Origin of the sequence: Microbacterium enclense (assembly GCF_004022425.1) — a bacterium.
Lineage (GTDB): Bacteria > Actinomycetota > Actinomycetes > Actinomycetales > Microbacteriaceae > Microbacterium > Microbacterium enclense_A.
In genome coordinates this window covers 59,746-86,328 of the sequence record NZ_RBZY01000003.1, presented here as the reverse complement: position 1 = coordinate 86,328, position 26,583 = coordinate 59,746, and the positions used below count along the sequence as shown (strand labels likewise).

The following is a 26,583-nucleotide window of genomic DNA, read 5'->3' as shown; positions in this document are numbered from 1 at the left end:
GAAGACCCAGGTGGTCAAAGGTCGGGTGGCGCGCACAAGTGCCTCCCCTCTCGTCGGCGAGCTGGGCGACGGAGTGTCGGGGGGCTCCACTAGCGTGGACAAGTGGATGCGATTCTTGAACCGCGAGCAGTCGGTGACGTCACCGGAGCCTTCTTCGTTCCCGGTTATCAGCGGGGTTACCGCTGGGGTCCTGACGAGGTCGACCGTCTCCTCGCAGACATCTGGGAGAGCAACGGCGAGCCGTACTACCTCCAGCCCGTGGTCGTAAAACAGATGGCCGACGGTCGGTGGGAACTCATCGACGGCCAGCAGCGGTTCACCACTCTGTACCTGATCTTCCAGTACATGCGGGATCAGGGGCTGCAGAGCGCCGGCGCTGGCTACTCGATCGAGTACGAGACCCGACCCGGCAGCCAAGAGTTCCTACGGTCGCCGATGGCCGACCACAAGGACGAGAACATCGACTTCCACCACATCTTCGGAGCGTACGAACGAATCCGCACATGGTTCGAGGCGTGGGAGCATCGCACTCAGCACGTCGCCAACAAGTTCTACGGCTACCTCTTCGACTCGGTCAAAGTGATCTGGTATGAGGCATCGCAAGATCTCGATTCCATCACCCTGTTCACCCGACTGAACGTCGGGCGGATCCCGTTGACTGACGCCGAACTCGTCAAGGCGCTCGTGTTGGCAAACAGCCGTGCGCGTCCTGGATACTCAGACAAGAGCGAGCAGATCGCCGCGCAGTGGGACCAGTTCGAGCGGGAACTTCGCTCGCCGGAGGTGTGGTCGTTCATCACAGGCCGACACGAGCACGAGGCAACCCACATCGGGCTCGTCCTCGACACTCTCGCCGATCGGAACGGCGGGCGGTCTTCCGGTCGGCACCGCCCTCGCTACTACACGTTCGAAACGCTGAGGAACGAAATCACCGCAGATGCGCAGGCATTCTGGGACCGAGTCGTCAGGCTCCATTCACTGATCCTCGGCTGGCACGACGACCGCCAAGTCTTCCACAAGGTCGGATTCCTGATCCAGGTCGGAAGCGACACCTTCGGCCAGCTCGTGAATATGGCCGACGGCCTCACCAAACCGCAGTTGCATGAGGCCCTCGACGGCCGAATCCGTGATGTGCTCGACCTGACGGAGGAGGACCTCGGCGCGCTGGATTACGACACGAGGAGCGCGAAATGTAACGAGGTCTTGCTGCTGATGAACGTGGAGACAGTTCGCGCCCGCAAGGACGACACTGCCCGGTATTCGTTCAACGCCCACTCACGCGGCTCCTGGTCGCTGGAGCACATCCACGCGCAGAACGCCAAGGAACTCCGGCGCGACGAGAAGATCTGGCGCGAGTGGCTCCTGCTACAGCGCGATGTCGTGGAGGACCTGCCGACGCTCGAGAGCGCGGTCCGCGCCGAACTCCTCTCCGAGATCGACGACGTGCTCGGGATGATCGCGGAGCAGCAGGTTCATGGAGTCGGCGTCCGCTTCGACGCGGTGAAGGCCGCCGTCGAGGATGCCCTCACGGACGAATCGACTCGCCGGGGAGAAAACGTGCACTCGCTGGCGAACCTGGCCTTGCTGGCAAGTGGCGACAACAGCGCCCTCAGCAACTCGACGTTCGAGGTCAAGCGTCGGGAGATTCTCGCCCGGGACAAAGCCGGCTCATACATTCCGCCGTGCACCCGAAACGTGTTCCTCAAGTACTACACCGATGCCGACGACCAGCAGATTCACTTCTGGGGAGCCGCCGACCGAGAGAGCTATCTGAAGGCGATCCTCGAAGCCGTCGCCCCGTACCTGCAGACGTCGGAGGTCGCAGCGTGACCGAGATGCGCGGCACCAAGACCTCATTCGCCCGCATGTTCCAGCCCGGTGAGACCGGCGCGGACACCATCAAGCGTGTCGAGATCCCGCTCATCCAGCGCGACTACGCGCAGGGCCGAGACGAACGCGGTGTCAACAGCATCCGCGCAGACTTCCTCGGCGTCCTCATTGAAGCGCTCGTAGGCGACGAGACTGTCGATCTCGACTTCGTGTACGGGGAGATTGGCGACGGAACTCTGCGACCCCTCGACGGACAGCAACGCCTCACAACCCTGTTCCTCATTCACTGGTACATCGCCGCGCGAACTGATCGACTCCACGAGGCCGCGGCGGTCCTCCGGTTCGAGTACGCGACTCGTGCAAGCGCCGAACTCTTCTGCCGCGAGCTCGTCAAGCCCGAGCACTCCCCCGGCGATGACTTCTCCACGCCAAAGACGTGGATCACGGATCAAGCGTGGTATCTCCATGCCTGGCGGCACGACCCGACAATCCGATCGATGTTGAACATGCTCGACGCGGTCCACGAGCGAATCACCGCGGAGAACATCGATCTCGATTCCGCATGGGAGCGACTCATGGACGAGTCGACACCAGCGGTGTCCTTCTACCTTCTTCCCATCGACGACATGCCTTCCGGCGAAGAGCTGTACATCAAGATGAACTCGCGGGGAAAGCCGCTCACGGACTTCGAGAACTTCAAGGCGCGACTGGAGAAGCTCTTTCACGAGACTCTGCCCAAGAACGACTTCGACGCGATCATCCACAAACTCGACGGTGTGTGGAGCGACGTGCTCTGGAGCTTCCACGGCGGAGACCACCTCATCGACGACGAGTTCCTCCGGTACCTCGAGTTCATCATCGAGATCAGCGAGTGGCGCGACAACGTGGTCCCTGAGGGCACCCTGCTGGAGCGGGCGGAAAGCGCCTTCGACGTCGGCAACCCGAACGCAGCGAGTCACATTGCCTTCTTGACTCATGCCTTCGACACCTGGGTAGGTGTCGATGACGTGCGCGCAACATTTGAGGAGCACTTCGTCGACCTCTCGCGCAGCAGCACCGCGTCGCAGACCGGACGGGTGCCGATCGACACCACGAATCTCAACCTCTTCGAAGGCTGTCTCGAGCTGTATGGAAAGCGAACTGGAAACCGGCGGCTCTTCTCCCTGGCGGAGACGCTCATGCTCTTCGCCGTGCTCATGCATCGGCAGTATGCGACCCGCGAGATCGCGGCTCGACTCCGAATCCTTCGCAATCTCGTCGATGGCGCCGACGACGAAGTGCGCCTCGAACGGATGGGTGACCTTATCCCGAGCGTCGAGCAACTCATTCGCGACGGCGACCTCACCAGGACCCGCGGCTTCAACCCCGACCGCGTGCAAGACGAACTCGACAAGATCGCGCTGATCGAAGCCTTCCCAGAGGTCGAACACGCAGTGCATTCCCTCGAAGACCATCCACTCCTTCGCGGCAGGATCTTCGCGTTCGACCTCGACCCGGAGTCGCTCCAGCGCCACGCGACTGCGTTTCCCGATGTCGTCTCGCCCGAGCACTGGCCGATCTTGACTGGCGCGCTCTTGGCGAAGGGCGACTACGGATATCCCCGCACGGCGGGCAGAGCCGTTCAGCTGGGAACCGGAGACCCGAAGCAGAGCGCGCGATGGCGCGGCGTCTTCTCCAATCGAGGACGCGGTCGGAACCAGGCACTCCGAGCCGCACTCGCCTCCCTGCTCGACGACGTTGAGGCGAACGGCGGTGGCAGTGTCGGTCATTCGTTGCAGCGAGTCACCGATGAGTTCGTCGAGCAGGCTCGATCAACGCGACGCTTCACCTGGCGCGCGTATCTCGCCACCTACCCAGAGATGCGCGAGGGCGAGACGGGCGTCTACTACGGCGAGTACCTGCAGCAAACCGGGCAGTGGAGACACTCCATGTGCATGCTGCGCACCCCTGACCTCAGCGGGAGCGGACGATACCGAGACCCCTATCTCTGGGCGATGTGTCGAGTCAGCGGGCTCGCGTCCGGTGTCGAAACTCTGTGGTTCTCGGGGTACGAGTTCCAGCCCCGGTGGCTCGTTCTCTCGGCCAGCGGCGCTGGTATTCGCCTCGTTCCCGATGGATTCGAGCTGGCTCCGCCCGCCGATGCCGCGCTGTCGCGACGGTTCCGAGACATCTGCACCCAGCATGGTGCAACATCGGACACGCACCTCCCCGTCCCGCAGATCGACCTTGACGGCGAACTCGTCGACACCGAGGACCGAGTCGCCATGGGGTCTGCTCTCCTGACGGCGCTCGTAGCGGCCGGTCTCTGACCGAACGAGCCGCGAGGTTCAGTAGCTGTTACCAGATCAGTGGAGCGACGCGGTCAGCACGGAGATTTCGCTGCGGGTCGTGTATCCCGCTGATTGACGCTCGGCGCGTAGGCGGTCACGCCGCTCGGCAACGCGAGCCCGGATCAGGACGACGAGCGTGATCGGCCCGTTGACGAGGAACTTCAGCGCGTTCCAGATGAGGAGCAGCACGAGCAGGTTCAGCCAGCCCGGCCCGCCGTCGGCAATCCAGACGGTCAAGAGCCACGCGCCGAGCAGATACGGCACAGCGATCAGCATGGCGGGCACGCCCCACTTCAGTCCGCGTCGCGTCCGTAGCGCGTTGAGCAGGATGTTCGTCGGCATGTACGTCCGCAGGAACAGCCGAACTCGGATGCTGAGATTCCAGAGCAGTCGGAGCATGATGTCCGCCTCCTGAGAGGGTGCGTAGCTCCGCCGAGGAGGCAGATCATGTGGTGAGCGTCCCGAGAGGACCGTCGCAAGCGACCTAGAAATCGTGGCTACTACCTCGACATCCAGGGTACGCCCGACCTCGGACCCACGGAAGGGCAACTACAGACGTGGCGCGGATACCCCGACCGCGGTGACCGTGGACTCCGGTTCTGCTGCGCGTGCCGCGAGCAGTCGTGCGCGGTGGATCGCGGCGCGTGCTCGCGCGGCATCCGCGCGCTGCCGCGCGTCGACGCAGACGAGTCCGAGCGCGCTGGTCTCCGTGATGCCGTAGGTGTCACGGTAGGCCGCGACGGTGCGCGCCTCGCGTCGCCAAATCGCGGCAAGCTGCGGATCGGCGGGCTCCGGGCCGAGTTCCGCGGCCCATGCCTCGGACGCCTCGACCGCTTCGGCGACGAGTGCGTCGGCCCGCTGCTCGATGAGTACGGCGCGTTCCCGGAGCGCGGCGCGCATGTCGTCGTTCATCGTGCCGAGCGCCGGGGTGATGAGTCCAGCGATGGGCGCGGCGGGCTGGCGCACGTGCCCCGCACCGTTCGCGCGCGCCAGGGCTCGGATCACCCGTTCGTGGAGCACCGCGGCCACGTCGTCGGCGTCGTCGAGCGGGCGCGAAGCGACGAGCGCGCGAAGCAGGCGCTCCGTGTCGTACCCGTCCGCCTCGGCGCGGCGCAGCTCGGCACCGAGCACACCGAATGCGGTCGATCCAATGGCGGCGTCTGCTTCGGCCTCGGTGAGTCGGGTCGCGCGCACGAGGGCTTCCCAACGTGGTTGCTGTGCAGCGGCGGCGATGGTCTCGTACTCGGCGGCGAGATGGCCGACCGAGCCCCAGGCGTCCTGCTCGGCGGCGATCATCTGGCGGGCGGAGAGTTCCGCTCCGACGTGCTGGAGCACCCCGGCGAGCACCTTGCGGGCCGCGACTGCCTTGGTGTCCTGGGTAGGCGGATGGATGTGGTCTTCGTCGGGACGGTTGATCGAGACGTAGGCGGTGTTCACGAGCCTTCCGCGGGTCATGGCGACGTAGAAGTTCTCGCGCGTCGCGCCGGGCTCGATGAGCGTGTGTCCGGTATCGACCGTGACGCCTTGCGCCCGGTACGCGGTGACGGCGTAGCCGAGTTCGACGTGCTCGGCGACGTACTCGGCGGGAAGCCGCACGGTCGCGCCCCAGTGCCGTCCGGCGCGACGCACCCGCAGCGATCCGTCGGCGCCGATGGCGGTGATCGTGCATCGACTGCCGTTACGTACCCAGCCGCGGCCGATGCGCAGCTCGCGGTCGTTGCGGCGGGTGATGATCGCGTCCCCGACGGACGCATCGGTATCGTCATGCAGCCGCACCTCGGCGCGCGCGTCGACCTGCCCGGCGAGGATGAGGTCGGCGCGGGCGCGCTGGTTCAGGGTAGTGACCATCGCGCTCGACTCGGCGATGAGGATGCTCGCCAGTCCTGCGGCGCGGTCCCGCTGCCACGAAGCGTAGGCGGCGTCAGCCATGCGCTCGGCCTCCCCTGCATGGATGCGTCCGTGGGCCTGGTAAGTGTCGATGGCTTCGATGCGCCCGTGGCGCAGGTCGAGTGTGGCGTCCTTCTCCCAGGCTGCGGCGATGCGACGCACATCGGTCAGCTCGGGCACGTCGGCACGGTCGGCGACGAGCATTCCGAACGCTCCCCCGGCGTCGACGGATTGGAGCTGAGCGGGGTCGCCCACGAGTATCACCTTCGCCCCGGCGTCGGCGGCGACCCGAACGAGGCGGTCGAGCGCGAGCGTTCCAGCGAGGGATGCTTCGTCAACGATGACGAGCTGCCCGGCGGTGAAGCCGATGCCGTGGTCGCGGTAAGTCTGCCACCACTTCGCGGTGTTCTCCGTCGGGATGCCGAGATCCCCGGCCAGCACCTCGGCGGCCACGGCAGACGGGGCGAGCCCGACCACCGAGCCGTGCCCGTGCTCGGCTTCCCACGCACGCCGCAACGCGCGCAGAGCGGTGGTCTTGCCCGCCCCCGCGGGGCCGACGAGCAGGTCGAGCATCCGGCACGACGACGCAATCGCTGCGAGTGCGGCGCGCTGGTCGTCGCCGAGCGCGCGCCCACGGCGGGGTTGCAGCGCATGCGCAATGGTTGCATCGGCCAGGCGCGGTGCAACCTGCTCGCGGGAGCGTGCAAGCAGCCGATCCTCAGCAGCGAGCACCGCGGCCCCGCTATAGCGGGCGGCGTTGCGAGGCCGGAACACGCTCGTCCCGTCCGCGCGCTGGAACGCAGCGGGACTGGAGGCAAGCTCGGGCGGGGTGAGCCGGATGGACGCCTGCTCTGCGGCATCGACGATCATGCCAGTGATCGCCTCGCGGTCCTCCGTGCCGGTGAAGCGCCAGCCCATCGTCTGCCGTGCGGCCTCGGCGTACAGGTTCCAGAGGCTCCACGTCGTGCGCTTCTCGGCAACCGCGGCGACCACCGACACGCCGAGCCTGGCGATCCGCTCCAGCGGCACATCCTCCGCGCGCAGGAGCTTCGCGGGCTCGACCGCGACGGCTTCTCGCGCCCATTCGGTTGCGTCCCGGCCCAGCAGTCGGCTCGCGCGGATGCGCCACTCCTGGGCGAGGTCGGCGAGCGGGCGGACTTCCTTGTCGGGCCGAGTCGCCAGCGTCGCCTGCTGCCGCAGCCGGATGATCGTCTCCCGCGACGGCGCGTGCCCGCGCGCTATCTCGTACTCGGCGATCAAGCGATCCTTCTCGATGTCGATGTGCCGCGACCGGGACGAGAACTCCGCGACCAGTTCCTCCGGCACCGTGGCGACCGCCCACACCGGGTTGCGGTCGGCTCCCCGCCCGCGCCGCTCCCAACCCACGCCGAGCGCGCGGCTGAGGTGGTCGGCGAAGACCGCGTTGTGCAGCTCGCTCAGCGCCACGGTCGCCGCGTGCAGCGGCCGGCTGTCCAGCGACCGCCACTTGCCGTCGAACACGGTGCGCACCTTGTTGCTCACCACCACATGCGTGTGCAACTGCGGATCACCCGCCCGCGAATCGAAATGATCGAACGCCGTGGCGATGAGCCCGGTCACCTCGACTTGCGCAACCGCGCCGTCGCGGGAGGTTGCGCCCGAGCGCGTCGCCGCAACCTCCCGCTCCATGAACGCAACGACCTCTGCAACGGCCGCATGGTGCGCCCCTGCGATCCGCGCCTGAGTCGCCGCGTCCGCAAGACCCCACAGCACCGACGCGGACTTCGGCAGTGAGAACGTGAAGTCAAACCCCGCCACCGCCCGCCGCGACCTGCGCGCCGATTCCTCGGCCTCGATCACCGCGACTGCCTCGGCGCGCTCCGCCGCGCCCAGCGCCGGATCGAGCCGGGAGAGCCGCGTGGCGATCCGTTCCTCGACGGCCGGGAACACCGGGTACGCCTTCCCCAGCGGATCGCCAGTCACCGGGTCAAGGCCCATACCCAGCAGGAGCTGGAGCTGCGCCTCTGACACCTGCGCACCTTCGTGGATCTCGCCGTTCCCGAGCGCGGCAAGGCCGCCGCCCATCCAGCAGCCGGGTGGAGTGCCCTGCTCTGCGTAGTAGCGGGTCAGCGGGGTCGAGAGCGCCCGCTCGCCGTCGGCGGATGCCACGGTGCGGAGCAGGTACTTGTAGCCGTCCCCCGCACCCATGACCCGCATCGAAACCGACACCCCGCACCGCCTCTCTCGTCAAAGAGGTGAGCCACTGAGCCCGCCGTCAGGCGGGGTCAGCCTCGATGTGCCAGACGTGTACTGGTCTCTGGAGGGGCTTCCGAGGTCAGACGAGGCGGGCGCAAACGATCAGGTCGGCCTCCCGAAGAGACTGTCAGGGCGCGTAGATCGCGGAGTCGACATGACGGACGCCGTAGCGCACGCCCAGGCGCTCAGATGCTCGGCTCAGTACCGGATCGGGGACGCCGAGGTGAGCGAGGGTCGCGAGGGTCAGGATCACCCTGGTCGCATCGCGGAGTGCACGCGACTCCTGCGCGTCGACGAACAGGACGGGGTTGGCCGGGTTAGGCGCTCCCTCGTGCGCGATATCGTTCCGAGCCGAATGGAGCGCCGCCGTCCAGTTCGCCAGGTTGATCTTCGTGTGCGCGAGGTGCTCTGGCTGTAGGGACTCGATGAGCGCGCCGACGTACTCCTCATACCGAGTGCGACGAGCATCGTTCCGAATGCCGTTGACAAACGCGCGCTGCGCCCCACTCAGGGTTGGAAGCAACGCCTGAAGCGTGTCTTCGATCACCGCGAACTCCTGCGCGTCAAGGCGAGGCGGAGACATCGGCGGCGGGAACTTCTGCTTTGTGAATCGCTCCAGCGCAGCCGCGAGCGCGATCACGTCACTCTCCACGAAACCCGGCTCATATCGAACGGCCGCAAGGATCTGCGGGACGGGGCGGAAGTCCACCCGCATCTTCCACCACGCCTCGACCACGGTTGCGAAGTACGCAGCGCCGAACCTGAGCAGGTACTCGACGGGCTGGCGACCCCGACTCTCGAACGCCGGATACCGTGTCCAGCCATGAACCGCGACCTCGGTTCCATCCGCAAGAACCCCGGTGAGGGAGACACGCTCCGCAGGCTGATCGGCAGCGAACACGATGAGGTCTTGTAGCGCCGCGAGATGGGACCCATACTCCTCCATCGGTGCAGGATTGGGTGACCTGATCTCGGCAACGCCTCTAGCGTCGAGCAGGAGTGCCATCGTCCTCGCCGATTCAAGCGGTGGCAGCACTATCTCAGCACTAGCACTTCGCGCCGCCCCATCCTCATGACGAATCGTTGACAGCGATGGCAGGAGTTCGAACTCAGCGCGGATCGCCACATACTCCTGTGTCAGAGCGTCCGATCCAATCCTGACCTCCGAAAGGTGAAACGCAGCTCCGCCCGAATACCCGCGCATGATCGCTGGTTGCCCGCCGATGACCGTCGTGGCGACTCTCGAGTTGTCTATCCCCCGCCACCCCTGCTGGAAGGACAGTCCCCGCTCGACGTCCACGACGTACTTGCCGCTCGCCTCGCGGATCTTGCCGCTACGGGCTCCCTCGTCCTTCCCGACGAGGACAAGCTGCAAATCTTCCGGCCAGTTGATGCCGCCCGCAAACAATGACACCGCTACTCCGCCTTCGTCCCCTCGACCGCCATCCAGGCGATGAGGCGCACGTCGTCGAGGGCGATGGGTGGGAGCGGTTCGACCTTCTCGGCAGGCTGGATGCCGAACCCGTCGAGCACCTGGACAATCGCGGCTACGACGGCCTCCGGCTTGCCCGGCGTGCGCAGCGCGGCTCGCATCGCCTTCCGCGCCTTGGCGGTCGGGACGGTGTTGAGGCGCTTGATGGTCTCGAGCTGCGCCGCGCCGAGGTGGCCGCCCTTGTTTAGGATGACCTCTCGCGCGTCGCGGAAGGACACCGGGATCTCGGCGGCGAGGGCGTTCGGGTCGGTTGAGCGCATCCACTCGTCGTGCGCATCCTCCTGCGCGAGAGCCCATGCCTCGTATGCGGCGCGGAACGCTTCGTCGGGCAGAGACCTGAGCCTGTCGGGTTTGCCGGGGTCTGCGGTGACGAGTGAGATCAGGGTGTCATCGACCACGACGCGCCCGTCTTCGTCGGCGATGGGCTGCCAGGCGTCGTCGGCGTTCACGTTGCGGAACCAGATGTGGCCCGTGTCGCCCATCTTCATGCAGAACACGAAGGCGCGGCCGGCGACGGCCGGGTTCACGAATCCGCTGCCGATACCGTAGGGCAGGTCTTCGAGCCGTCCGCGCAGCGCCTGGTCGGCGTCAAGCGCGTTAGCGAGCCGTCGCCGGTACTCCTCCCCCGATCCCGCGGCCGAGCCGCCTCCCTGCTCGATAAGTTCCTCGATCTCGCCGACGATCGCGTCGGGGTCGTAGTGCTCCTGCGGCGGGTAGTGCGAAACCCCTGGGAGCACCTTCCCCGCGCCGATGGCGGCGTCTGCCTGCCGGAGCTTGCGGATCAGGGTCTGCTCCAGCCCGAGGAACTCGTCGAGGTGCTCGGCGGGGAAGAACACGTCGAGTTCGATGGACTTGTGCTGGCTGCCGATGCGGTCGACGCGGCCGTGGCGCTGCACGATGCGCATCGGGTTCCACGGCAGGTCATAGTTGACGATGTGCGCGGCCTGCTGGAGGTTCACGCCTTCGGCGATCACGTCGGTCGTCAGCAGGACGTCGTAGAGGTCCGCCTCGACGGGAGTGCCGTCGTCTCGGAGCTGCCCGGCGGTGCGAGGCGCGAAGTTGGCGACCGCCTTCGCGCGGGTCGGCTGGTCGATTCCGCCGCGCTTGCCCGAGGCGAACTCTCCGATTACCGCGGGCGCGACCCGGCCGCGGTAGGCCGCGAGGGGCGAGCCGTCGGGCACGGCGTCAAGCGCGTCGGTGAGCCGCTCGTGAAGGTCGCGGATCGTGTCGGCGTAGGTGGAGAAGACGATGACCTTCCGCCGGTCGCCGCTGGGGGCGTTCGTCACTGCGGGCTTCTCGGCCTCGGCCGCGATCCGCTCCAGCTCGGCCAGGAGCGCCGCGACTTTCGGCTCGCCGTCGTGCGCCGCCGCCTGAGCGAGCGACTGGAGGTGGCGGATCAGCACGAGGTCGCGTTCGACATCGGATGCCAGCAGTTCCGCGTCGTACAGCGCGGCAGGGGTGGCCTGGTGCTCGGCGTCCTCGTCGAGCCCGGCGACGATCTCGTCAAGGTCTTCCGACTCGGAGTTGACGTAGTCGCGCAGCGCCCCGCCGACGAGCACGGTGCCCTTGCCGAGCGCGGAGAGGAATGCCTCGTGTGTCTGGATGAGCACGCCGAGTGTTCCGGCCAGCGCGGTCGGCGAGGATTCGAGCCGCTTGAGCAGCGCGGAGCGCAGCAGCCCCATGTTCGAGACCTCGGTCTTGTTCAAGTCCTCGGACTTCAGATACCGGCTGGAAACGTATCGTGCGAGCAGAAGCCGCCCTGGGTCGCCGCGGCGCACGCTGAACGACGCGACGTGCGCTTCATCGTCGGGGATATCAAGCGCGTAGGTGACCGCGTTCACCAACCCTTCGCCGGGCTCATCGAGTTGATAATCGACACGGCGCACGTCTGCGTCGGGGAACTCGACCGGGATCTTCTTGCCGCCAGGCCCAGCAATCGTCTCGCCGCGATAGTTGTCCTTGACGAACGTCCTGGTGCGCCGCACCGCAACCTGATCCATCAGGTCGAACAGATGCGCGGGCGTGAGCGCCTCGGGATCGAGCGCCTGCGCATCGCGGATGTACTTGCGGATCGACGGGATGCCGATGGAGGCGAAGCGCGCATCGTCACGGATGAAGTACTTGACCAGAGTCTCAAGGTCGATGAGCGAGTTGTTCACCGGCGTCGCGGTCAGCAGCACGACCTTCTTCGGGTGCCGCCCGGCGAGGATGATCCGATCCAGCGCCTCCGAACGCGCCGCGCCCGCGTTCCGTAGATTGTGCGCCTCGTCCACGATCACCAGCGCCGCATCCTCGGCGCGCTCGTAGAAGCCGAGGTGCTCCGGGTGGTCGGGGTCCATCCGGCTGCGGATCTCCTCGTAGGAGTGCACCGAGACTCGGCGGGAGATGTCATACCGCTCCAGCACGGGGTCCCACACCGATGCCTTCAGCGCGGCGGGAGCCGCGACCAGCACACGCTGCCGCTGCTCCTCCGTGGCCGCGGCGATCACTTCGAGCGCGAGGAATGTCTTGCCGAGCCCCACCTCGTCGGCAACGAGCACGCCCCCGATCTCGTCCAGCAGCCGACGCATCCGCTTCACGCCGTCGGCCTGGAACCGGGTCAGCTCGAATCTCGTGGGACCGGCCTGCTCATCATCGAGGTGCTCGCCGTATCGGGCGAGCAGCATGCGGAGGAACACGCTCCACGGCGTGTGCTCGGCCCACAGCGGCTCGTACAGCCCGGCGAGGTCGAAGGCTTCGGAGTCCGACCAGCACTCCTCGAACCAGTCGATGACCTGAGGCGTCGACCCGTGCTGACCGGACGCGCCCACGTTCAGCTCCGCGTTGCGCGTGAGCCCCGCGTAGGTCAGATTCGACGACCCCGCGAGATAGGCAGGATGCGTCGGATGGTGGCTGATGAACGCTTTGCCGTGCAGGAACCCGCCCGTGTAGCGGCGGATCTCCACGACCGGCTCGCCACGTTCGTCAGCCGCACGCAGCCACGCCACGAGGTGCTTCGCCGACTGCGTTGCCTTCAGCTCGAAGCCGAGCGCGTCGCGCTCCGCCTTCAGCCAGCGCACATGATCGGTCAGCGCCGCATCAAGCCGCTTCTGGAGCGTCGCGTCGGCGTCCACCGGCAGCAACGGATCAGGCAGCGGATCAGCGCCGAGCAGGATGCGGATGCGCGGCAGCTTCTCCAGCTCGTCGGCGAGCAGCAAGAAGCCCGCAGGGTTGACGTAGGCCGTCGCGATCGCCGCGCTCGGCGGCACCGCAAGAGCCTCCCGGTTCACCCGGAACAGGCGACGCACCTCCTCGCGCACCGTCATTGGCGGCGCAATCCGGTTCGTCGCAAAGACGGGGAGCTGGTCAGTCATGACGTACCCCGATCAAGTCAACCTGGCGCAAGATCGCCTCCCTCGTGCTGTTCGGGAGTGCCGCGACAGAGTCTGCAAAGTCGTCGAACACGGCTAGCGCCTCGACGCTACCCAAGCCCAGCCCTACAAGCGACAGCGCATTGATCTCCGCCTCAGCATCTGCTCGCAATCCCGGCGTAGCTGACTCCGGAACAAGCCGTGGTCCCGCGATCTCGTGCACTCCACCGGCGATGAGAATGCTGGCAACGAGCTCCGCCACACGAGCACGGTCCGCTTCGTCCCATGCCGGTAGCGGTAGACCTTCGATGATGCGCTTTCCCAGATGGCGGTCTACGAACCGTCTCGCCCACCAGTCTGCGGGGATGCTGTTCAAGTAGCCAAGAAGCGCAAGCACATCACGAGTCGCCACCTCTTCACTCAATCGAACACCGTGCGCGTAGCCCTTGCTAAAGAGCCACCCCTCCGCCGGAAGGGCCGCCGCAACGAGTGTGCGGCTGTTGTCATTGTTCGTCGGGAAGCGATACACGAGCGACGGATGGTCTCGACCGATCAGAACTCTGTCGCCCTCTTTGCGGACGCCGTTGTCGAGCGACGCCAGACGCGCGACGTCACCGATCCACTTCCCTTCCGCAGTTGGACTCATCAACCACCGATCGACGTGACGAGTCATTGTCACGCGCCAGTCGACCGGGCTCGTGGGCGAGGGATTCGCAAGAACGGCGTGCTTGCCAGAAGATGAGAAGTCCCATCGAGTGCTGTCCGCGTGACCGACTATCCACCCCAAACCGCCGCCGAGGCGTGGGTATCGCGCCAACCGCGCGAAGACTTCCGGATCCTCTTCGTGCTCGAACCACGGAACGTTCAGTTCCTCCGAGAGATCCGAAAGCTCCGAGACAGTCAAGGTCAAAGGCGGAACTCTCGACGAGAGCGCTTCGGCGCTCGATGCGGCAGCACGAACGGCAACGCCGCTTCCAGGACCGAGTACGACCAAGGCAATCGTCATCTGGCCGTGCACATTCGGGAATGCCCAGCCATTGGTGTTTCGGATCGGAGCTACTTCGGCCAACTGACGCGCGAGCATAGCCTCACGAATCGGAGCCCAGCCGCCGAGGACCAGTAGCGCTTGCGGAAGAACGACTCCGGCCTCTCCGCCCTCGCGCACAAGCACCAAGTTCCGCTCCGCGAAGAGTTTTGCGAAGTCATAGTGCTGCGACTTTTGCAGGGTGTAGGCGGCAGAAAAATATGCCGTCCGCCGCTCACTCAGATCAATCGCCTCAGTCTCAATGCGACTGTCGAGCGGACGATTCTTCCTCAGCCACTCGATTCGGTCCTTCCGCGCCTCTGCGGTGAGCGTATTGAGGCCGGGGTCACGCACGACCCAGAACTGCTGTGGTTCGTGACGAACCTTGTCCCACGGCGGGTTCCCCACGAGCACGTCGAAGCCGGGCCGGTCACGAAGGAACACCTCGGGGAAGAGATACGGCATGTGCGCGGGCTGGAGTGGATCGACAGCCTCACGCACCTCACGCATCGCTGCGAGTGCGACGAACTGCTCGGCATCCCACGCCTCGTCAATCGTCACGCCGAGGCGCTTGGCGACGGCCACGTCGAAGATCGCCTTGGCCGGGGCGGCGGCGTCTCGCGCTTTCGCTAGCATCTCGGCACCCGCGGCGACTTCGGACTTGTCGGCTTCGGATGCGTTCGCGTAGTCGATGAGGAGGTCTCGTGCTGCCGTTAGCGGTTCACGGATGATCTGCTCGAACAGGCCGTCGGCCTTCAGCGCGTTCATCGCCTCGTCGATGGTGCCAATGCCCGTGAGGGAGTTGGCGAGGACGAGCCCGTGGTCGAGGCTCGACATCGGCAGGCCGGGCACGAAGGTGTGAATCCAGAGCGCAAGCTGCGACAGCTCGACGGCGAGCGGGTTGATGTCGAGGCCGTAGATGCAGCGGCGGGCCACCTGACGGCGAAGGAGCTGGCCGTCGGTGATCGCCTTCGCACCGTCGGTGTCCTGCCCGAGCGCCTCGCGTGCCTTCTCCGCGAGCCGGGCGAGTTCGGCGCGGACACCGGGCACTTCGTTGGAGGTGAGGAAGTCGCGCATGCCGCGCTCGATCTTGTCCACGGCGGCGACGAGGAAGTGAGCGGAGCCCATCGCCAGGTCGGCGACGCGGAAGTCGAAGAAGGCGTCGGCGGCCTGGCGTTCCTTGCCCTCGTCCATGAGGGTCTTGACCCGGTCGAGATGGGCCTTCAGCGCGGGCTCGACCGAACGCTCGATGAGGTGGTCGACCACGATCTTCGGCGTGTAGTACGAGCCAGTCGCCTTGCGCTCCCCCGAGGCGGAGTGGAAGTACGGGCGTCCTGCTGGCGCAATGACCTCATCGTCGTCCTTCGCGGGGATGTATGCGCCGTTCCGGTCGACGGTGAGGTCCTGCTCGGCGAGCGAGAGGCTGGATTCGAGCAGGCCCTCGTAGATGGTGCCGAACTCACGTACCTGGAGGCTGCGGAAATCGACCGGCCCCCAGGTCTGGTCGACGGTCTCCTCGCTGAGAAGCTCCTGGAGGGCGGGGCCGATCACGCTGTCGGTGAGTTTGACGCGCGACAGCAGAGCGCCTTCTTGGGTGGCTGGGTCGAACAGGCTGCCGCCGTAGGCGGGCACCTCCCAGCGGGAGTTGCCCTGGAAGATGACGTCCCACACCTGCGTGAGATCCGACCAGATCGCTGCCGACTCGGTGGAGAACTGGTCGGGGCCGGTGCCGATCTCGCGGGTGATGAACGCCTGAAGCGAGTTCGCGTCGTAGTGATCGTTGCGGCCCGCGGGCAGCAGCTCGGTAGCCTCCCCGTATGCCTGGAACAGCAGGCGGAACAGGATGCGCATCGTGAGGTGGTACGCGGTCTGAAGTCCGTGCGCGTCGAGCGCGAGCCCGAGCGACGGGAGCTGATCGGCGATGGCCAGCGCAACCCGAGGCACCACGCCTTCGTACACGCGGTCGCGCAGTCGCGTGCCGAGGTCGGCGGCGTACTTGCCCGAGCCGTCGAGGATCTGCTGCGCGGAGCCGTCAACGTCGAGCGCCTCGGCGGAGAAGATGAGGGTGAGCAACGCGGCCTGCTCGGGCGCGAGCAGATCCAGGTCCAGTTCGAAGTAGGTCTCGGACTGGCCACGCTGGCCGACACCCACGCCGTCACGTCCGGGGTAAAGCCGCAGAGTGGACTTGCGAAGCGCGATCACCCACGGCACGTCCTCGCGCCCAGCGATCTCCAGCGCCTTCGCCACGGGTGTGAGCTGGTAGGTCGCGGATTTCTGATCGAAGTGCTCGTCGTCGCGCAGCAACACTGCGACCGCGCGCCGTGGCCCGCTCGATGTGCGCAGGACGAGCAGCCGCTCCGTCCCCGCGGGCTCGGCGTCGAACCCGAGCGCCGCCACCAGCTCGATGCCGCGCTTGGGCAGGATCGGCGTGGCCTTCTGACCCGCGGACTCCCAATCGGCGCGGCGAGGTACGTCACGATTCAGGTGGTAGGTGGCGAACAGGAAGTGGTTGGAGAAGCCGTCCGTGCCCGCCGAGGACATCGCCTCCTGAATGGCGCGGATGCGCCCGTGAGCAGCGAGCCCGTTCCCCTCCTCCAGCACGGACTGGAGCTGACGCTCGGCCTGACCGACCGTGACGGGGCCAATGGGCGGAGCGTCCGCGGACGGATAGTGAATCCAGACGCCATCCGGGGTGACGGCTGCGACGATGAAACCCATCGGAGCCCGCGTACCGCGCGACTTCCACAGGTCGTCGAGCACGCCCTTCGTCGGTCGCGCGGTCAGGCGGGCGATACCGACCTGGATCGCCCCTGCCCCGGCGTCATCCCGGCCGAGGACGACGATGGCGTCGGCAGCGCCCGCGGGCGCATCCGCCCACGCGACCGTGCTCGATCCGTCAAGCTGCAATGCCGACACGTTCCCTGCTCTCTCCGCGCTCATCCGAGGTGCCCCGGAAACCACTCGGCTGGCGTCACCGTCGCCACCCGCTCCATGCCTTCGGCGTCCCCGACGACCAGGACATCGCCATAGGTCGTCACGCGAAGCGTCGCGCCGTCGGCAAGACCTCCGGCGAACGGCTGCTTGCGACGTTCGCCGGAGTCGAGGTCGGCGATCTCGTCGCCCTCGACGGCGTAGAAGTGCGGGGTGAAGAACCCGCGCGCAATGTCACTCTCCGGGTCGGGGCCGAGGTAGCCAAGCAGGCGCGGGCTCGCGCCGATGAACCCGCCCACGGCCCCGTCGGTGTCGATCCACAGCTCGCGGCCGCGCGGCTCGACGGCAGTCCAGGCACGCACCTTGTCGGCGAAGTCGCCGGTGACCCTGGAGCGCACGGATTCCATCGTGTCGGGGTGCACGACATCCCCCGCGCGGGTTATGCGGTAACGCAACTCCGGGAGCGGGCCGACCCAGGTGCCACCGATACTCGGGCGCGGCAAGTCCTCTGGCGTGTCCAGTGGCACAGTCTCGGCAACGACAGGAACCGTTGCATCCGAGCTCGGCGCTGCGTCCGCCGGATAGCGTCCGGTGCGCAGGTCGTCCAGCCGCTCGATCAGAGAGTCGATGCGTCCCGCGATATGCATGCCGCTGGACTGCACGAATCCGCGCACGACCTTCGCCGCCTCGACGAGCTGGGCGGTCGTCGGATCGTCGCCAAAGTGGAACCAGGTGTTCCTGGTGGCGAGGATCTTCTTCGCCGCGGCCCGCTTCTGGAACTGCCCGCCGAACACGCTCACATACGGAGAGTCCTGCTCGTGGATGTAGTCGCGGAGGATCACACCGGGGTCCTGCGGCTCGAAGCGATGGTTGGGTCGCCAGTTCTTCGGGTCCGAGTCCTTCAGCTCGCTGATCCGGGCCGCGAACCACTGCGATCCCAACGACTCCCGCAGCATGAAGTGGCTCGTGACGTAGAGATCCCAGCCGAACGCGCGCATGAGCGTGAAGTAGCCCTTGATGAGTTCGCCAGGCGTCTCGTCCTCGGGCAGCGCGATAGAGACGTCGACGCCGCTCATGCGTTCGGGCCTTCCACTGATTCCTTGCCGTAGCCGGTCATGATCGGCACGACGCGCGTGAGCGCGTAGACGGCGAACAACGCCGACGGGTCGGAGAGCGGCACCTCGATGGCCGGCTCGGTCTTGAAGCGGGTTGCACTCGGCAGCAGCACGCCATACGCTCCCGTGCGCGTCGCGCCGAGCGCGGCGAGCAACGCCTGCGCGTCGCCGCCAGCCCATTCGCTGATCTGCGACCACTCGACCGCCGCCCCCGTGGCTCGCCCGGCCCTCCCGTAGCGCAACGCCCGAATCCGTGCGACCAGCTTGTCCCCCACGAGCTTTGGCGAGATCGCTCCGGCGTCCTCCAGCCGCTCGTAGTCCGACGGGCCTGCGAGAAGCTCCGCGAAGCCGAGCGACGTCTCGTCACTGTCATCCCAGCGGACAAGCAAGACCTGTGCGCGAAGACCGTCTTCGGCCTTGAGGTTGGCGAGCACGGCGTGGGCGGGTCGCTCCTGCCTATCGCCATGCCACTGGCTCGGCGGAACGAGCGTGATCGAGTGCTGACCATCGAGCACCTCGACACTCACCGGCCCGATCCTGAAGCTGCTCATCCGCGCTCTCCTCCCCTCATCTGCTCCGCTGCTCGGTCTCACGCGCGAAAGTTCTCCAGGCTAGGCCCGACCTCCGACATCGTTCACTCGGCCTCCGATGAGGCTCCCCCCGAACGCACCCACTCATCGACTTCGCTGACCTGGAACTTCCAGAGACGCCCCACCTTGTGAGCGGGCATCCCTTTGTCGGCGATCCAGGCATACACCGTGTCCTTCGTCACCCCTAGGTGAGATGCGATCTGATCGGCTGAGAGCCAAGGCTCAGACATCAGTTACCTCCCCTTGCGGCACGAGCACCCGGTCGATTCCAGCCTACCCATCGGCACTACCGAGTAGGCCCTGTTTGTCGGGGTATAACCGAAGAACACCCCATGTCGGGGCACATAGTCGACGTGCTACTCGCCTTGGAAGATCGTCTCGTCGAGCGGAACCGGCCCATCGACATTGAGGAGCAGGGCTGGCGTTCCGAGCGGCGGCCGACCCTGCAACGCTGACCAGCCTCGTCAGCGATGGCGCCCGACCCAAGCCTCGAGCGCCGACGCGACGTTCAGCGCGTCCGCCGCCCGGCCTTGGAGAATCCCGACCCGCATCCTGCCCTCGACCACCTGCAGGTCGCGCTCCTCGTTACCGAGGATCTGACGCGAGAGCAGAATGGGCGGCACGAGCCAAGTTCCGCGGTGCTCCCACGCGTCACGGATCCCCTGGGAGCGCAGCCCAAGATAGTGCCGATGCAGCCGAGCCACAGAGTCAAGGAACTCCGCGTCACTCGCACCGGTTGGGATGTCGACAAGTTGAGCGGCAGGCACCAGCTCTCTCGTCCATTCGATCGCGGCCAGGTCGAGGTGTCCGTAGTCTTCGATGAATGCGGCGTTGCCCGCATGCTCGAAGAGCCACTGCTCCACGACATCGGCCGGCCAGTGCAGGTCGGCGATCTGGGGCAGCGCGAGGTAGTCACTGAGATTGCCGGGCCGGTCCAACATGTTCCTCCCGGGATCAACGCGCGGTAGGTCTCCGAATCGAGTTGCCATGCCTCAGCCCGAAGACTGTCGGTAGACGTTCCACGACGCATGGGCGGCGTTGAGGAGATGAGCTGCTCGCACTGCGAATGCTCCGACGCTCTCTGCGTCCGGGTAGAGGCTGGCCTGGCCAGGCTCTCCTGGCTGGGCCAGCTGCTGAACCGCTGACAACGAGCCATGCGCACTCGTGCTCGCGATCCACCACAACAAGGAGTAGTCGAGGTCGTCCGTGTCCGAGATAGTCGATTCGGCTGCAACGAGCACCTTTGCCATTTCGATCCTGCGGGGGGCGTAGAACGATTCTTCCCGGCCCGGGAGCGACGCTCGGAACGCAGTAGTCACCCTCTCGAGCTCGCGCGCTGCACCGACGAGCGCGCCCGACCGCATCTCTCGACCTTCCGCTGTTCGCGCGTGGGCGACAGCGAACTTCTCCCGTCTGATTGCCCAGGTGAGGTCGTCTATGACGACTCGGAACGCTCGATGCATCCGATCGTCACGGTCAGATCCTTGTAGTACCCACCAACCGAGGGCCGCGTTCTCCACGACAACGCGAAGGAGTGAATAGTCGGCGATCATGTGAACCTCGCCTTCTCTCCACAGCACCGCGGCCGCTCGTGCGCCGTCGTAGGCGGACATAAGCTTGCCGCTCACGATCCAGGGCGGCGTCTCTGGCCTCACGGCAGCGTGGTCGTGGTCGTGCTGCGCTGTGCTGCCATGCTCTGGAACCGAGTCGCGCTCGGTGAAGAGTTGCCCTGCTCGAAGCCAAAGCCTCGAAACCGCGGCCAGTGGAGTCCCATCTAGTTCCAAGTCGAGATCCTCAGATCCGATTGAGCGGCGGGAGCCAAGCCCGCCGGAGGCGGTCCTCCAGGCTCGCAGCGGCCGCAATCGTCTCGCACTCGAACCATGACAGCTCGCATTCACATAGCCAGGCTGCGATCGCCGCCGCTTGCGCGGGAGTCACCAGCTGCGGGGCTGGCTTCGCCGTCACTGCGGGCGGGATGCCGAACAACAGCTCGCAGACGTTTCGTCGCAGCGAAGATCCGGAGAGATTCGTCCCACGACCCAAGTGGCTCCCCCACAGCCGCGATCGCAGGCTCGTCGCCTTGCCGACGTACTGTACCGAGCGGGTGTGCCGCCAGAGGTATACGCCAGGCTGTTCCGGCACGTCGCTACGGGCAAGCTCGCTCACGGGTCGTGCCGTCCGCCCGAGGAGTGCCCGCCACTCGTCAGTCGGGGGCGGATCGGCGTTATTCACGCACCGATCTTCGCAGGCTTCCCGATGCTCGACCGTCCGGGGAAGTCGTTGCGGGATCCGTCGCGCTGACGTCGACGGCTGGTCACCTCTCGCTACCCAACCCGGGATTCCATTCCTCAAGCCGTGATGCGGCCGGTGAGCCATTCGGTCACCGCGTATTGCCACCGCCCCCGGTCAGAGTTCCATGAGAGCGTGTGTCCGGCCTCGAAGACTTCCAGCGAAACAAGGTCAGGCCGAGCATCTCGAAGGGCTTGTGAGAGCCGTACCGGCACGGAGTCGTCGCGGGTGCCGTGAAGGATGAGCGTGGGCGCGGTGAGTTCCTCGGCACGAACCATCCAGTCGAAAGATCGGATCGGGATGCGCTCGGGCAGGCCGGCCATCCGGGCCAGCGGGCGGAGCGTCAGCCACGGGATCGCGAGGCTGCCCGCGGCTGCGGGGAGTCCGCTGCGGGTGCAGTTCGCCTTGATGACCTCGGTCCAGTCGAGCACGGGCGAGTCGAGCACGAGACCGGCGATGCTGCGTCGATGTGACGGGTGGTGAGCGAGCTGGAGCGCGATGGCCGCGCCCATCGAGCATCCGAACAGCACGACCTGTCGAGCTCCGTGCCGCATCGCGTACTCAATGGCGGCCGCGGCGTCGTCGGCCTCGGTGAAGCCGAGTGTTGCGCGACCGTTGCCGACTCCCGAGCCTTCGCCGTCGGCTCGGTAGGTGATGACGAGCGAGGTGTAGCCGCGCTCGGTCGCGGCGAGCACGCCGCGAAGCGTTCCGGCTCGGACGCTGCCGAGGCCATGTAGGTGGATCGCCCACGTCGACCTGGCACCATCGCCGTCGATGCGCCAGGCTGGGGCAGGCCCCGCTGGGGTGTCGACGGTGATGTCGTGTGCATGAAGGCTGGCGTCGTGCGGGGTCGCGTAGTAGATGCCGCTCCAGGAGACGTGATCGCCAGCCCTGAGAGTGAGCCCCGATGCCGTGCTCGTCACCCGTCGTGCGATCAGAGTCGGTCCACGGTCGAGCACGTCTTCGGAGAGTTGCGCCCACCCTCCGTTCTCGAACCAGAGGTTGTAAGCGCCTTCGGCTGCGGTCTGGCGAGTTCGGTCGAGCACAATGAGACAGGCGTCGCCGTCGTATTCCACATCGCGGACGATCAGATCGTATCTTCGCGTGCTGGGGGCTGTCAGCCGCCGCGCGATCGCCCATCCGACACCCAACGCGCCTGCCGCAACGAGTCCGGCACCTAGCGCGACTCGTCGCATCACGAACTGCCCCCCTGGTCGACCCGGCTTCCTGGTGAAGCGGTGGTCCGTGTCGCTCTCGTGTCGAGTCCGAGGAGGTGGCTCTCGGCGCGATTCAGCAGGGCGCGCTCGGCTGCGCTGATGTCGAAGGTGACGCGCGGGTCGATCATCGCGTCGCGGATCTCAACGATCTCTCGGTGTAGACGGCTCTCCAAGTCATCCGCCCTCGCAGCGAGCGGGTCTGCTTGGCTCAGCCCAGGCCGCACGAGGGACGCCCGCTTCCAGAGAGGCTCCAACTGTGTCGTGAGGCCGACGGTGCGCTTGCGGCGCATGTCGTGCTGTGCGCGGCGGACCGCAGGCTGCGCGGCGAAGCCCGCGCATAGGAAAAGGAACGCGAGTAGAGAGAGCGGTTCGTAGGCGGGTTGGACGGCGCGCATGAGATCGAGATGTCCTGTGACGTGTGCGACGTCCATGATGAGCACGGCCAGGCACAGTGCGCCGCCGAACGCCGATCCCAGGCTCAGCAGAGCCGCGGGGAGACGCTGGATGCCGGAGCTGCGCAGATATTGCCGCGCGGCGAGGATCATCATCGTCGTGATGACGAGGAAGAAGTAGCTGAAGTTGATGATCGAGTAGGCCGCCGCTGCGGGTTGCGCGCCGAGATCGATCATGAACCGAGTCGTGGTTGTGCCTCGGTCGATGAACACGAACGTCGTGGTGATCGCAAGAAGCGAGGTGAGGAGCACGGGGATGCCCACGGCGACCCGCACGAGCCTGGGGCGGTACTCGTCGGCCTTCATGACGCCTCGACCGAGAAAGAAGATCCCGGTCATCAGCAGCCCATCCGAAACGAGGGTCGTGACATTCGTCCCGCCAAGAAGCGGATCGGTGGCGAGGTAGATGGCGTCGACGTTCAGGGTCATCGCGACCGCAATCGTGAAGGAAGCGTAGGTGATGCTTCGATCCGCCCGTTTGCGGCGGAAGATGAGCAGGCTCGCCACGAGCGCCCACATGAGCGTCGCGACGAGCGCCTGGATCACCCGAAAATCTCCGAATAGCGGGACTCGGCGAACACCGATCCTCGGATGCCCGCGGCCAGCCGATCTGCGAGCGACTCGGCGGCGATCTCCGTCTCACTGTCAATGTCCTGTCGCTTGAGCAGGCGTCCGCGCGTGTGAGGAGGGATGTTGGGCAGCAAGACGTCCCCGGCTGTGCAATCGTCGCCCTCCGTGTGACCGAGGATCATGTGGGCCAACTCGTGAAGGACGAACTGCTGGCGATGCAGTGCAGAGTCGCTGCGTGCGTGGAGCACGAAGTCCTCGGTGTCGGTGACCAGCCAGAGCGCACAGATGCCGTCGCGGGTGTCGAGGTCGGCGAGTTCGACGACGCGGAGCCTACGATGGCGCCGTTCCTGTATGGCCTGGAGAAGGTGCGCAAGCGTGAAGCTGCTGCCGAGCCGCAGATCGGAGACGGCGGCCGTTACGGTCTCTTCGGTGTTCACGTTTACCCCCTCTCGCCCGAGCAACTACTGGCCTCGGCTCCGTGGTGCGCGACACCCGTCAGTGCTCGGGTGTTCGCATCATTTCCTCGTCCAGGAACTTGCTGATGGCTTGGAGCGCCTTCGGCGAGATATCGCCGAGTGTGCGTGCAGCGTAGGACTTCACCTTCGCTGCACGCATCGAACGCACGAGGTCGAGCTGGGCGGAGACCTTCTCCGGGGTTGCCACGCCGCTCTCCCCCGCAAGAAAGGCAGCATCAACGTCGAAGAAGTCCGCGAGTCCCTCGAAGATTGCGGTGTCTTGAACGTATCGGTGGCCGTTGACCATGTACGTCCATCGTGATCGAGACAAGCTGATGCCACGTTGTCTCAGATACTCCGCGATCTGCGAGTAGGTCGGTTCGGAACCGGACTCGGCGACAGCGACATCCATCAGAAGTCGCAGGCGTTTGGCGAGGTCGTCAGCCGCAGCCTGACTTTCGTCTTCAGTCATCGTCGCTGACCCCCCTTCCCTTCGGGAGGGCCAAGGCGTCGACGTAGCCCAGGCCCAAGGGTAGTTGTGCATGCTCAATCTACCCGTTGAGCATGCACAAATCAACCGTTGCGCATGCTCAACGTGCGGTGTTAGAACGGAATCTCGGGAGAGTTTTGAGCATGCTCAACACGGCTTCCCGGTGAGCGGGAGGAGACGATTCCATGAGCACAGCGCGACCCCGCAGCCTGACTGCGTTGCCCGTCGGACGGCGACCGTCTCTTGGGAACCCCGGCGCACCTGATCGACAAGAGCCCCACGGCTCACGACCAGGCCAGAGGAGGTGCCGAGATGACGATGCCGGAAGCCTCGCGCGGAGAGCGCCAGACGATGGATGCCGCCGCCCTTCTCGCCTCGCTCACCGGGCTGTCGCCGAGCGCCGCAGCGTGTCGCTACGCCGAGGCAGGCATCCCGGTCTTTCCCTGCGTCACAGGAGGCAAGCGCCCGCTGAGCAAGCGGGGATTCCACGAGGCGAGCACCGAACCGCGCCAGGTCGCTCGCTGGTGGGCGCGGTGGCCGCTCGCCAACATCGGGATGCCGACGGGCCAGATCTCCGGGCTGGAGGTCGTGGATGTCGACGTGCACGGGGCGATCCGCGGCTTCGCAGCGTTCGAGCTGGCCCGGCGCGAGGGGCTGACGGATCGCTGGGCCGCGTTCATTCGCACGCCCTCGGGCGGAGTCCATGCCTACTACCCGGCCGATCCCGAGCTGGTGCAGCCGTCCTGGCAGGTGGCGCGTGCTGGCATCGACTTCCGGGGATCGGGCGGCTACGTCATCGTGCCGCCCTCGATCATCGCCACCGATGCGGGGCCGAGTGCGTATGCCCTCATCGGCTCCGGGCGAGGCGATGCGGTTCCCGTCGATGCCCGCGCGCTGCGGCAGTTCCTCGATCCGCGACCGGCGCGCCCGATGACCGTCATCCCTGTCGAGCGAACGGACGGCGTTGACGTGGAGCGGATCGCCCGCTGGGTCGAAATGCGCGGCGAGGGCGAGCGCAACCGCGGCCTGTTCTGGGCCTCGTGTCGACTCATCGAGGCGGGCATCCCGCTCGACTGCGTGCGTGCCGCGCTGGGGCCGGCTGCCGAGCGCGCAGGCTTGCCCGCGCCGGAGATCGAGACGACGATCCGCTCGGCGCACCGCGTAGCGAGGGGTGCACCGCCCGCGCCTGCCGCCAGTTCCGTGCCCAGCCATGCAGCTCAGCCTTCATCGGGTCAGGTGCTCTCGTGATCCCCGGCAGCACGCAACAGCCGCGCGGGCGGATCGCTGTGTGGACCGCGGTAGCTGGGACCGTATTCATCGCGGCAGCCGCCTTCTGGCTGTCGTTCACGGCGCTCGCCGACCTCGCGCGACGCTCCGGCGTCGATGAGAGCCAGGCGTGGGCGTGGCCACTCATCGTGGACGGCATCATCGTCGTCGCCACGGTGTCCGTCGTCGCGCTCGCGGGGCAGCGTGCCGCCTGGTATCCGTGGCTGCTGCTCATGGCCGGTGCCGCGGTGTCGGTCGCAGCCAACGCGATTCACGCGGTCGTCGCCGCTGACGCCGACGTTCCTTCTGCGCTCGCGGGATCCGTCGCCGCAGTTCCGCCGCTCGTGCTGCTGGCGATCACGCACCTGACGGTGGTGCTCACTCGACGGTTCCGTGCGGAGCCGTCGACGCAGACAGCCGAGTTGGTGCCGAGCGCGGTCGAGCACCTGTCGCCGGAAGCGCCTGCGCACCTTGCTCCTAGAGAACTCGCTCTGCGGATGAAGGAGGACGGCATGACGAACACCGCCATCGCTCGTGCAACCGGGGTGCATCCGTCCACGGTCGGTCGTTGGCTGGCGACGCCCGCGCTCGCCGCCGCATCGGAAGGAGGCGCGCTGTGAACGACGAGCTGCCAGAAGACGAGCATGCCCGTCGGCTTGCCGATGTCCTCCACACACTGAAGCCGACTCCCAGCGAGGCTGCTGAGATCTCCGAGCTGGCGCGCCACACCGACCCGTGGCTCGCCGCGCAGACGTGGCGCGGCGGCCACCCACTCCTGGAGCGCCTGAGCGCAGAGCACGACCGCAGCCAGGTGGTGTGGGTGCGCCCGACCGAGCTACTCCCGTCCGCTTCGGCCCGCATGATCGGGCGCGGCATCGACCTGCGCACCGAGCTGGCGCGCCGCGTCGAGGAACGTCGGCAGACCTCGCCGCAGGCAACTCCGGTGACCCGGCCAGGCATCCGGGCGCGTGCCCAGGGCATCGCGCCGCTCTCCGCGTTCGGGCAGTCGTCCGCACACCAGTCTTCTGTCAGCCGCGACCCGCTCCGCCGCCTGTGAGCG

Annotated in this window: 20 protein-coding genes; 5 read left to right on the top strand and 15 right to left on the bottom strand. The window is 66.6% G+C overall.

Annotated elements, in window-relative coordinates; translation table 11 throughout:
* Positions 1 to 102 precede the first annotated feature (102 nt).
* Together D8Y23_RS01460 and D8Y23_RS01455 are read left to right on the top strand one after the other, a co-directional pair.
* Complete coding sequence (locus D8Y23_RS01460) at positions 103 to 1,830, top strand: GmrSD restriction endonuclease domain-containing protein (RefSeq protein WP_128216394.1); 1,728 nt, start codon at positions 103 to 105, stop codon at positions 1,828 to 1,830.
* Between the two features lie 35 nt (positions 1,831 to 1,865).
* On the top strand, positions 1,866 to 4,139 hold the full coding sequence (locus D8Y23_RS01455) for a DUF262 domain-containing protein (RefSeq protein WP_164878096.1): 2,274 nt from the start codon (positions 1,866 to 1,868) through the stop codon (positions 4,137 to 4,139).
* 36 nt (positions 4,140 to 4,175) lie between these two features.
* On the opposite strand, the gene D8Y23_RS01450 is transcribed toward D8Y23_RS01455, so the two are convergent.
* The 15 genes from D8Y23_RS01450 to D8Y23_RS01380 form a co-directional block, all read right to left on the bottom strand.
* Entirely contained in the window at positions 4,176 to 4,559 is a 384-nt protein-coding gene (locus tag D8Y23_RS01450; protein WP_128216392.1) for a sulfate permease, read from the bottom strand.
* 150 nt (positions 4,560 to 4,709) lie between these two features.
* Positions 4,710 to 8,234, bottom strand: a complete 3,525-nt coding sequence (mobF, locus tag D8Y23_RS01445; protein WP_128216391.1) for a MobF family relaxase — start codon at positions 8,232 to 8,234, stop codon at positions 4,710 to 4,712.
* A gap of 175 nt (positions 8,235 to 8,409) precedes the next feature.
* On the bottom strand, positions 8,410 to 9,696 hold the full coding sequence (locus D8Y23_RS01440) for a hypothetical protein (protein ID WP_128216390.1): 1,287 nt from the start codon (positions 9,694 to 9,696) through the stop codon (positions 8,410 to 8,412).
* Positions 9,697 to 9,698: 2 nt separating this feature from the next.
* Positions 9,699 to 13,127: a helicase-related protein gene (locus D8Y23_RS01435; RefSeq protein WP_128216389.1), complete on the bottom strand. Its 3,429-nt coding sequence runs from the start codon at positions 13,125 to 13,127 to the stop codon at positions 9,699 to 9,701.
* Positions 13,120 to 17,064, bottom strand: a complete 3,945-nt coding sequence (locus D8Y23_RS01430; RefSeq protein WP_128216388.1) for an Eco57I restriction-modification methylase domain-containing protein — start codon at positions 17,062 to 17,064, stop codon at positions 13,120 to 13,122. The genes D8Y23_RS01435 and D8Y23_RS01430 overlap by 8 nt, the downstream gene beginning before the upstream one ends.
* Positions 17,065 to 17,084: 20 nt before the next feature.
* Positions 17,085 to 18,155, bottom strand: coding sequence for a hypothetical protein (locus D8Y23_RS01425; protein ID WP_128216387.1), 1,071 nt, complete (start codon positions 18,153 to 18,155; stop codon positions 17,085 to 17,087).
* Positions 18,152 to 18,721 (bottom strand): hypothetical protein, encoded by a 570-nt coding sequence (locus D8Y23_RS01420; protein WP_128216386.1) that lies wholly within the window; start codon positions 18,719 to 18,721, stop codon positions 18,152 to 18,154. The genes D8Y23_RS01425 and D8Y23_RS01420 overlap by 4 nt, the downstream gene beginning before the upstream one ends.
* Positions 18,722 to 18,828: 107 nt before the next feature.
* Positions 18,829 to 19,014 carry a helix-turn-helix domain-containing protein gene (locus tag D8Y23_RS01415; RefSeq protein ID WP_128216385.1) on the bottom strand — a complete coding sequence of 62 codons (186 nt, stop codon included), beginning with the start codon at positions 19,012 to 19,014 and terminating at the stop codon, positions 18,829 to 18,831.
* Between the two features lie 234 nt (positions 19,015 to 19,248).
* Entirely contained in the window at positions 19,249 to 19,725 is a 477-nt protein-coding gene (locus D8Y23_RS01410; protein WP_128216384.1) for a hypothetical protein, read from the bottom strand.
* Positions 19,726 to 19,776: 51 nt separating this feature from the next.
* The gene (locus tag D8Y23_RS01405) at positions 19,777 to 20,568 is read right to left on the bottom strand and encodes a hypothetical protein (protein WP_164878095.1); all 792 of its coding nucleotides are present in this window, start codon (positions 20,566 to 20,568) and stop codon (positions 19,777 to 19,779) included.
* A 10-nt stretch (positions 20,569 to 20,578) separates the two neighbouring features.
* Positions 20,579 to 21,160 (bottom strand): GIY-YIG nuclease family protein, encoded by a 582-nt coding sequence (locus D8Y23_RS17290; protein WP_428844459.1) that lies wholly within the window; start codon positions 21,158 to 21,160, stop codon positions 20,579 to 20,581.
* Positions 21,133 to 22,269, bottom strand: coding sequence for an alpha/beta hydrolase (locus tag D8Y23_RS17190; protein WP_164878098.1), 1,137 nt, complete (start codon positions 22,267 to 22,269; stop codon positions 21,133 to 21,135). Before D8Y23_RS17190 ends, D8Y23_RS17290 begins: the two co-directional genes overlap by 28 nt.
* Positions 22,269 to 23,288: a DUF6545 domain-containing protein gene (locus D8Y23_RS01390; RefSeq protein WP_100810655.1), complete on the bottom strand. Its 1,020-nt coding sequence runs from the start codon at positions 23,286 to 23,288 to the stop codon at positions 22,269 to 22,271. Before D8Y23_RS01390 ends, D8Y23_RS17190 begins: the two co-directional genes overlap by 1 nt.
* Positions 23,285 to 23,749 (bottom strand): hypothetical protein, encoded by a 465-nt coding sequence (locus D8Y23_RS01385; protein WP_128216380.1) that lies wholly within the window; start codon positions 23,747 to 23,749, stop codon positions 23,285 to 23,287. The genes D8Y23_RS01390 and D8Y23_RS01385 overlap by 4 nt, the downstream gene beginning before the upstream one ends.
* 58 nt (positions 23,750 to 23,807) lie before the next feature.
* Positions 23,808 to 24,239, bottom strand: a complete 432-nt coding sequence (locus D8Y23_RS01380) for a hypothetical protein (protein WP_100810653.1) — start codon at positions 24,237 to 24,239, stop codon at positions 23,808 to 23,810.
* Between the two features lie 330 nt (positions 24,240 to 24,569).
* Here D8Y23_RS01380 and D8Y23_RS01375 point away from each other — a divergent pair, with 330 nt between their 5' ends.
* From D8Y23_RS01375 to D8Y23_RS01365, 3 genes are read left to right on the top strand one after another with little or no spacing between them, the layout of a single operon-like run.
* Entirely contained in the window at positions 24,570 to 25,505 is a 936-nt protein-coding gene (locus D8Y23_RS01375) for a bifunctional DNA primase/polymerase (protein WP_240663720.1), read from the top strand.
* Positions 25,502 to 26,143, top strand: a complete 642-nt coding sequence (locus D8Y23_RS01370; RefSeq protein ID WP_240663719.1) for a DUF2637 domain-containing protein — start codon at positions 25,502 to 25,504, stop codon at positions 26,141 to 26,143. The genes D8Y23_RS01375 and D8Y23_RS01370 overlap by 4 nt, the downstream gene beginning before the upstream one ends.
* Positions 26,140 to 26,580, top strand: a complete 441-nt coding sequence (locus D8Y23_RS01365) for a hypothetical protein (protein WP_128216379.1) — start codon at positions 26,140 to 26,142, stop codon at positions 26,578 to 26,580. Before D8Y23_RS01370 ends, D8Y23_RS01365 begins: the two co-directional genes overlap by 4 nt.
* Positions 26,581 to 26,583 lie beyond the last annotated feature (3 nt).

Excerpts from the sequence above, each read along its gene's own strand:
- D8Y23_RS01450 (WP_128216392.1), bottom strand. The coding sequence starts at position 4,559 with ATGCTCCGACTGCTCTGGAATCTCAGCATCCGAGTTCGGCTGTTCCTG.
- D8Y23_RS17190 (WP_164878098.1), bottom strand. The coding sequence starts at position 22,269 with ATGCGACGAGTCGCGCTAGGTGCCGGACTCGTTGCGGCAGGCGCGTTG.
- D8Y23_RS01380 (WP_100810653.1), bottom strand. The coding sequence starts at position 24,239 with ATGACTGAAGACGAAAGTCAGGCTGCGGCTGACGACCTCGCCAAACGC.
- D8Y23_RS01455 (WP_164878096.1), top strand. The coding sequence starts at position 1,866 with ATGTTCCAGCCCGGTGAGACCGGCGCGGACACCATCAAGCGTGTCGAG.
- D8Y23_RS01415 (WP_128216385.1), bottom strand. The coding sequence starts at position 19,014 with ATGTCTGAGCCTTGGCTCTCAGCCGATCAGATCGCATCTCACCTAGGG.
- D8Y23_RS01425 (WP_128216387.1), bottom strand. The coding sequence starts at position 18,155 with ATGAGCGGCGTCGACGTCTCTATCGCGCTGCCCGAGGACGAGACGCCT.
- D8Y23_RS01375 (WP_240663720.1), top strand. The coding sequence starts at position 24,570 with ATGACGATGCCGGAAGCCTCGCGCGGAGAGCGCCAGACGATGGATGCC.
- D8Y23_RS01410 (WP_128216384.1), bottom strand. The coding sequence starts at position 19,725 with ATGTTGGACCGGCCCGGCAATCTCAGTGACTACCTCGCGCTGCCCCAG.
- mobF (WP_128216391.1), bottom strand. The coding sequence starts at position 8,234 with ATGGGTGCGGGGGACGGCTACAAGTACCTGCTCCGCACCGTGGCATCC.
- D8Y23_RS01435 (WP_128216389.1), bottom strand. The coding sequence starts at position 13,127 with ATGACTGACCAGCTCCCCGTCTTTGCGACGAACCGGATTGCGCCGCCA.
- D8Y23_RS17290 (WP_428844459.1), bottom strand. The coding sequence starts at position 21,160 with ATGGCTCACCGGCCGCATCACGGCTTGAGGAATGGAATCCCGGGTTGG.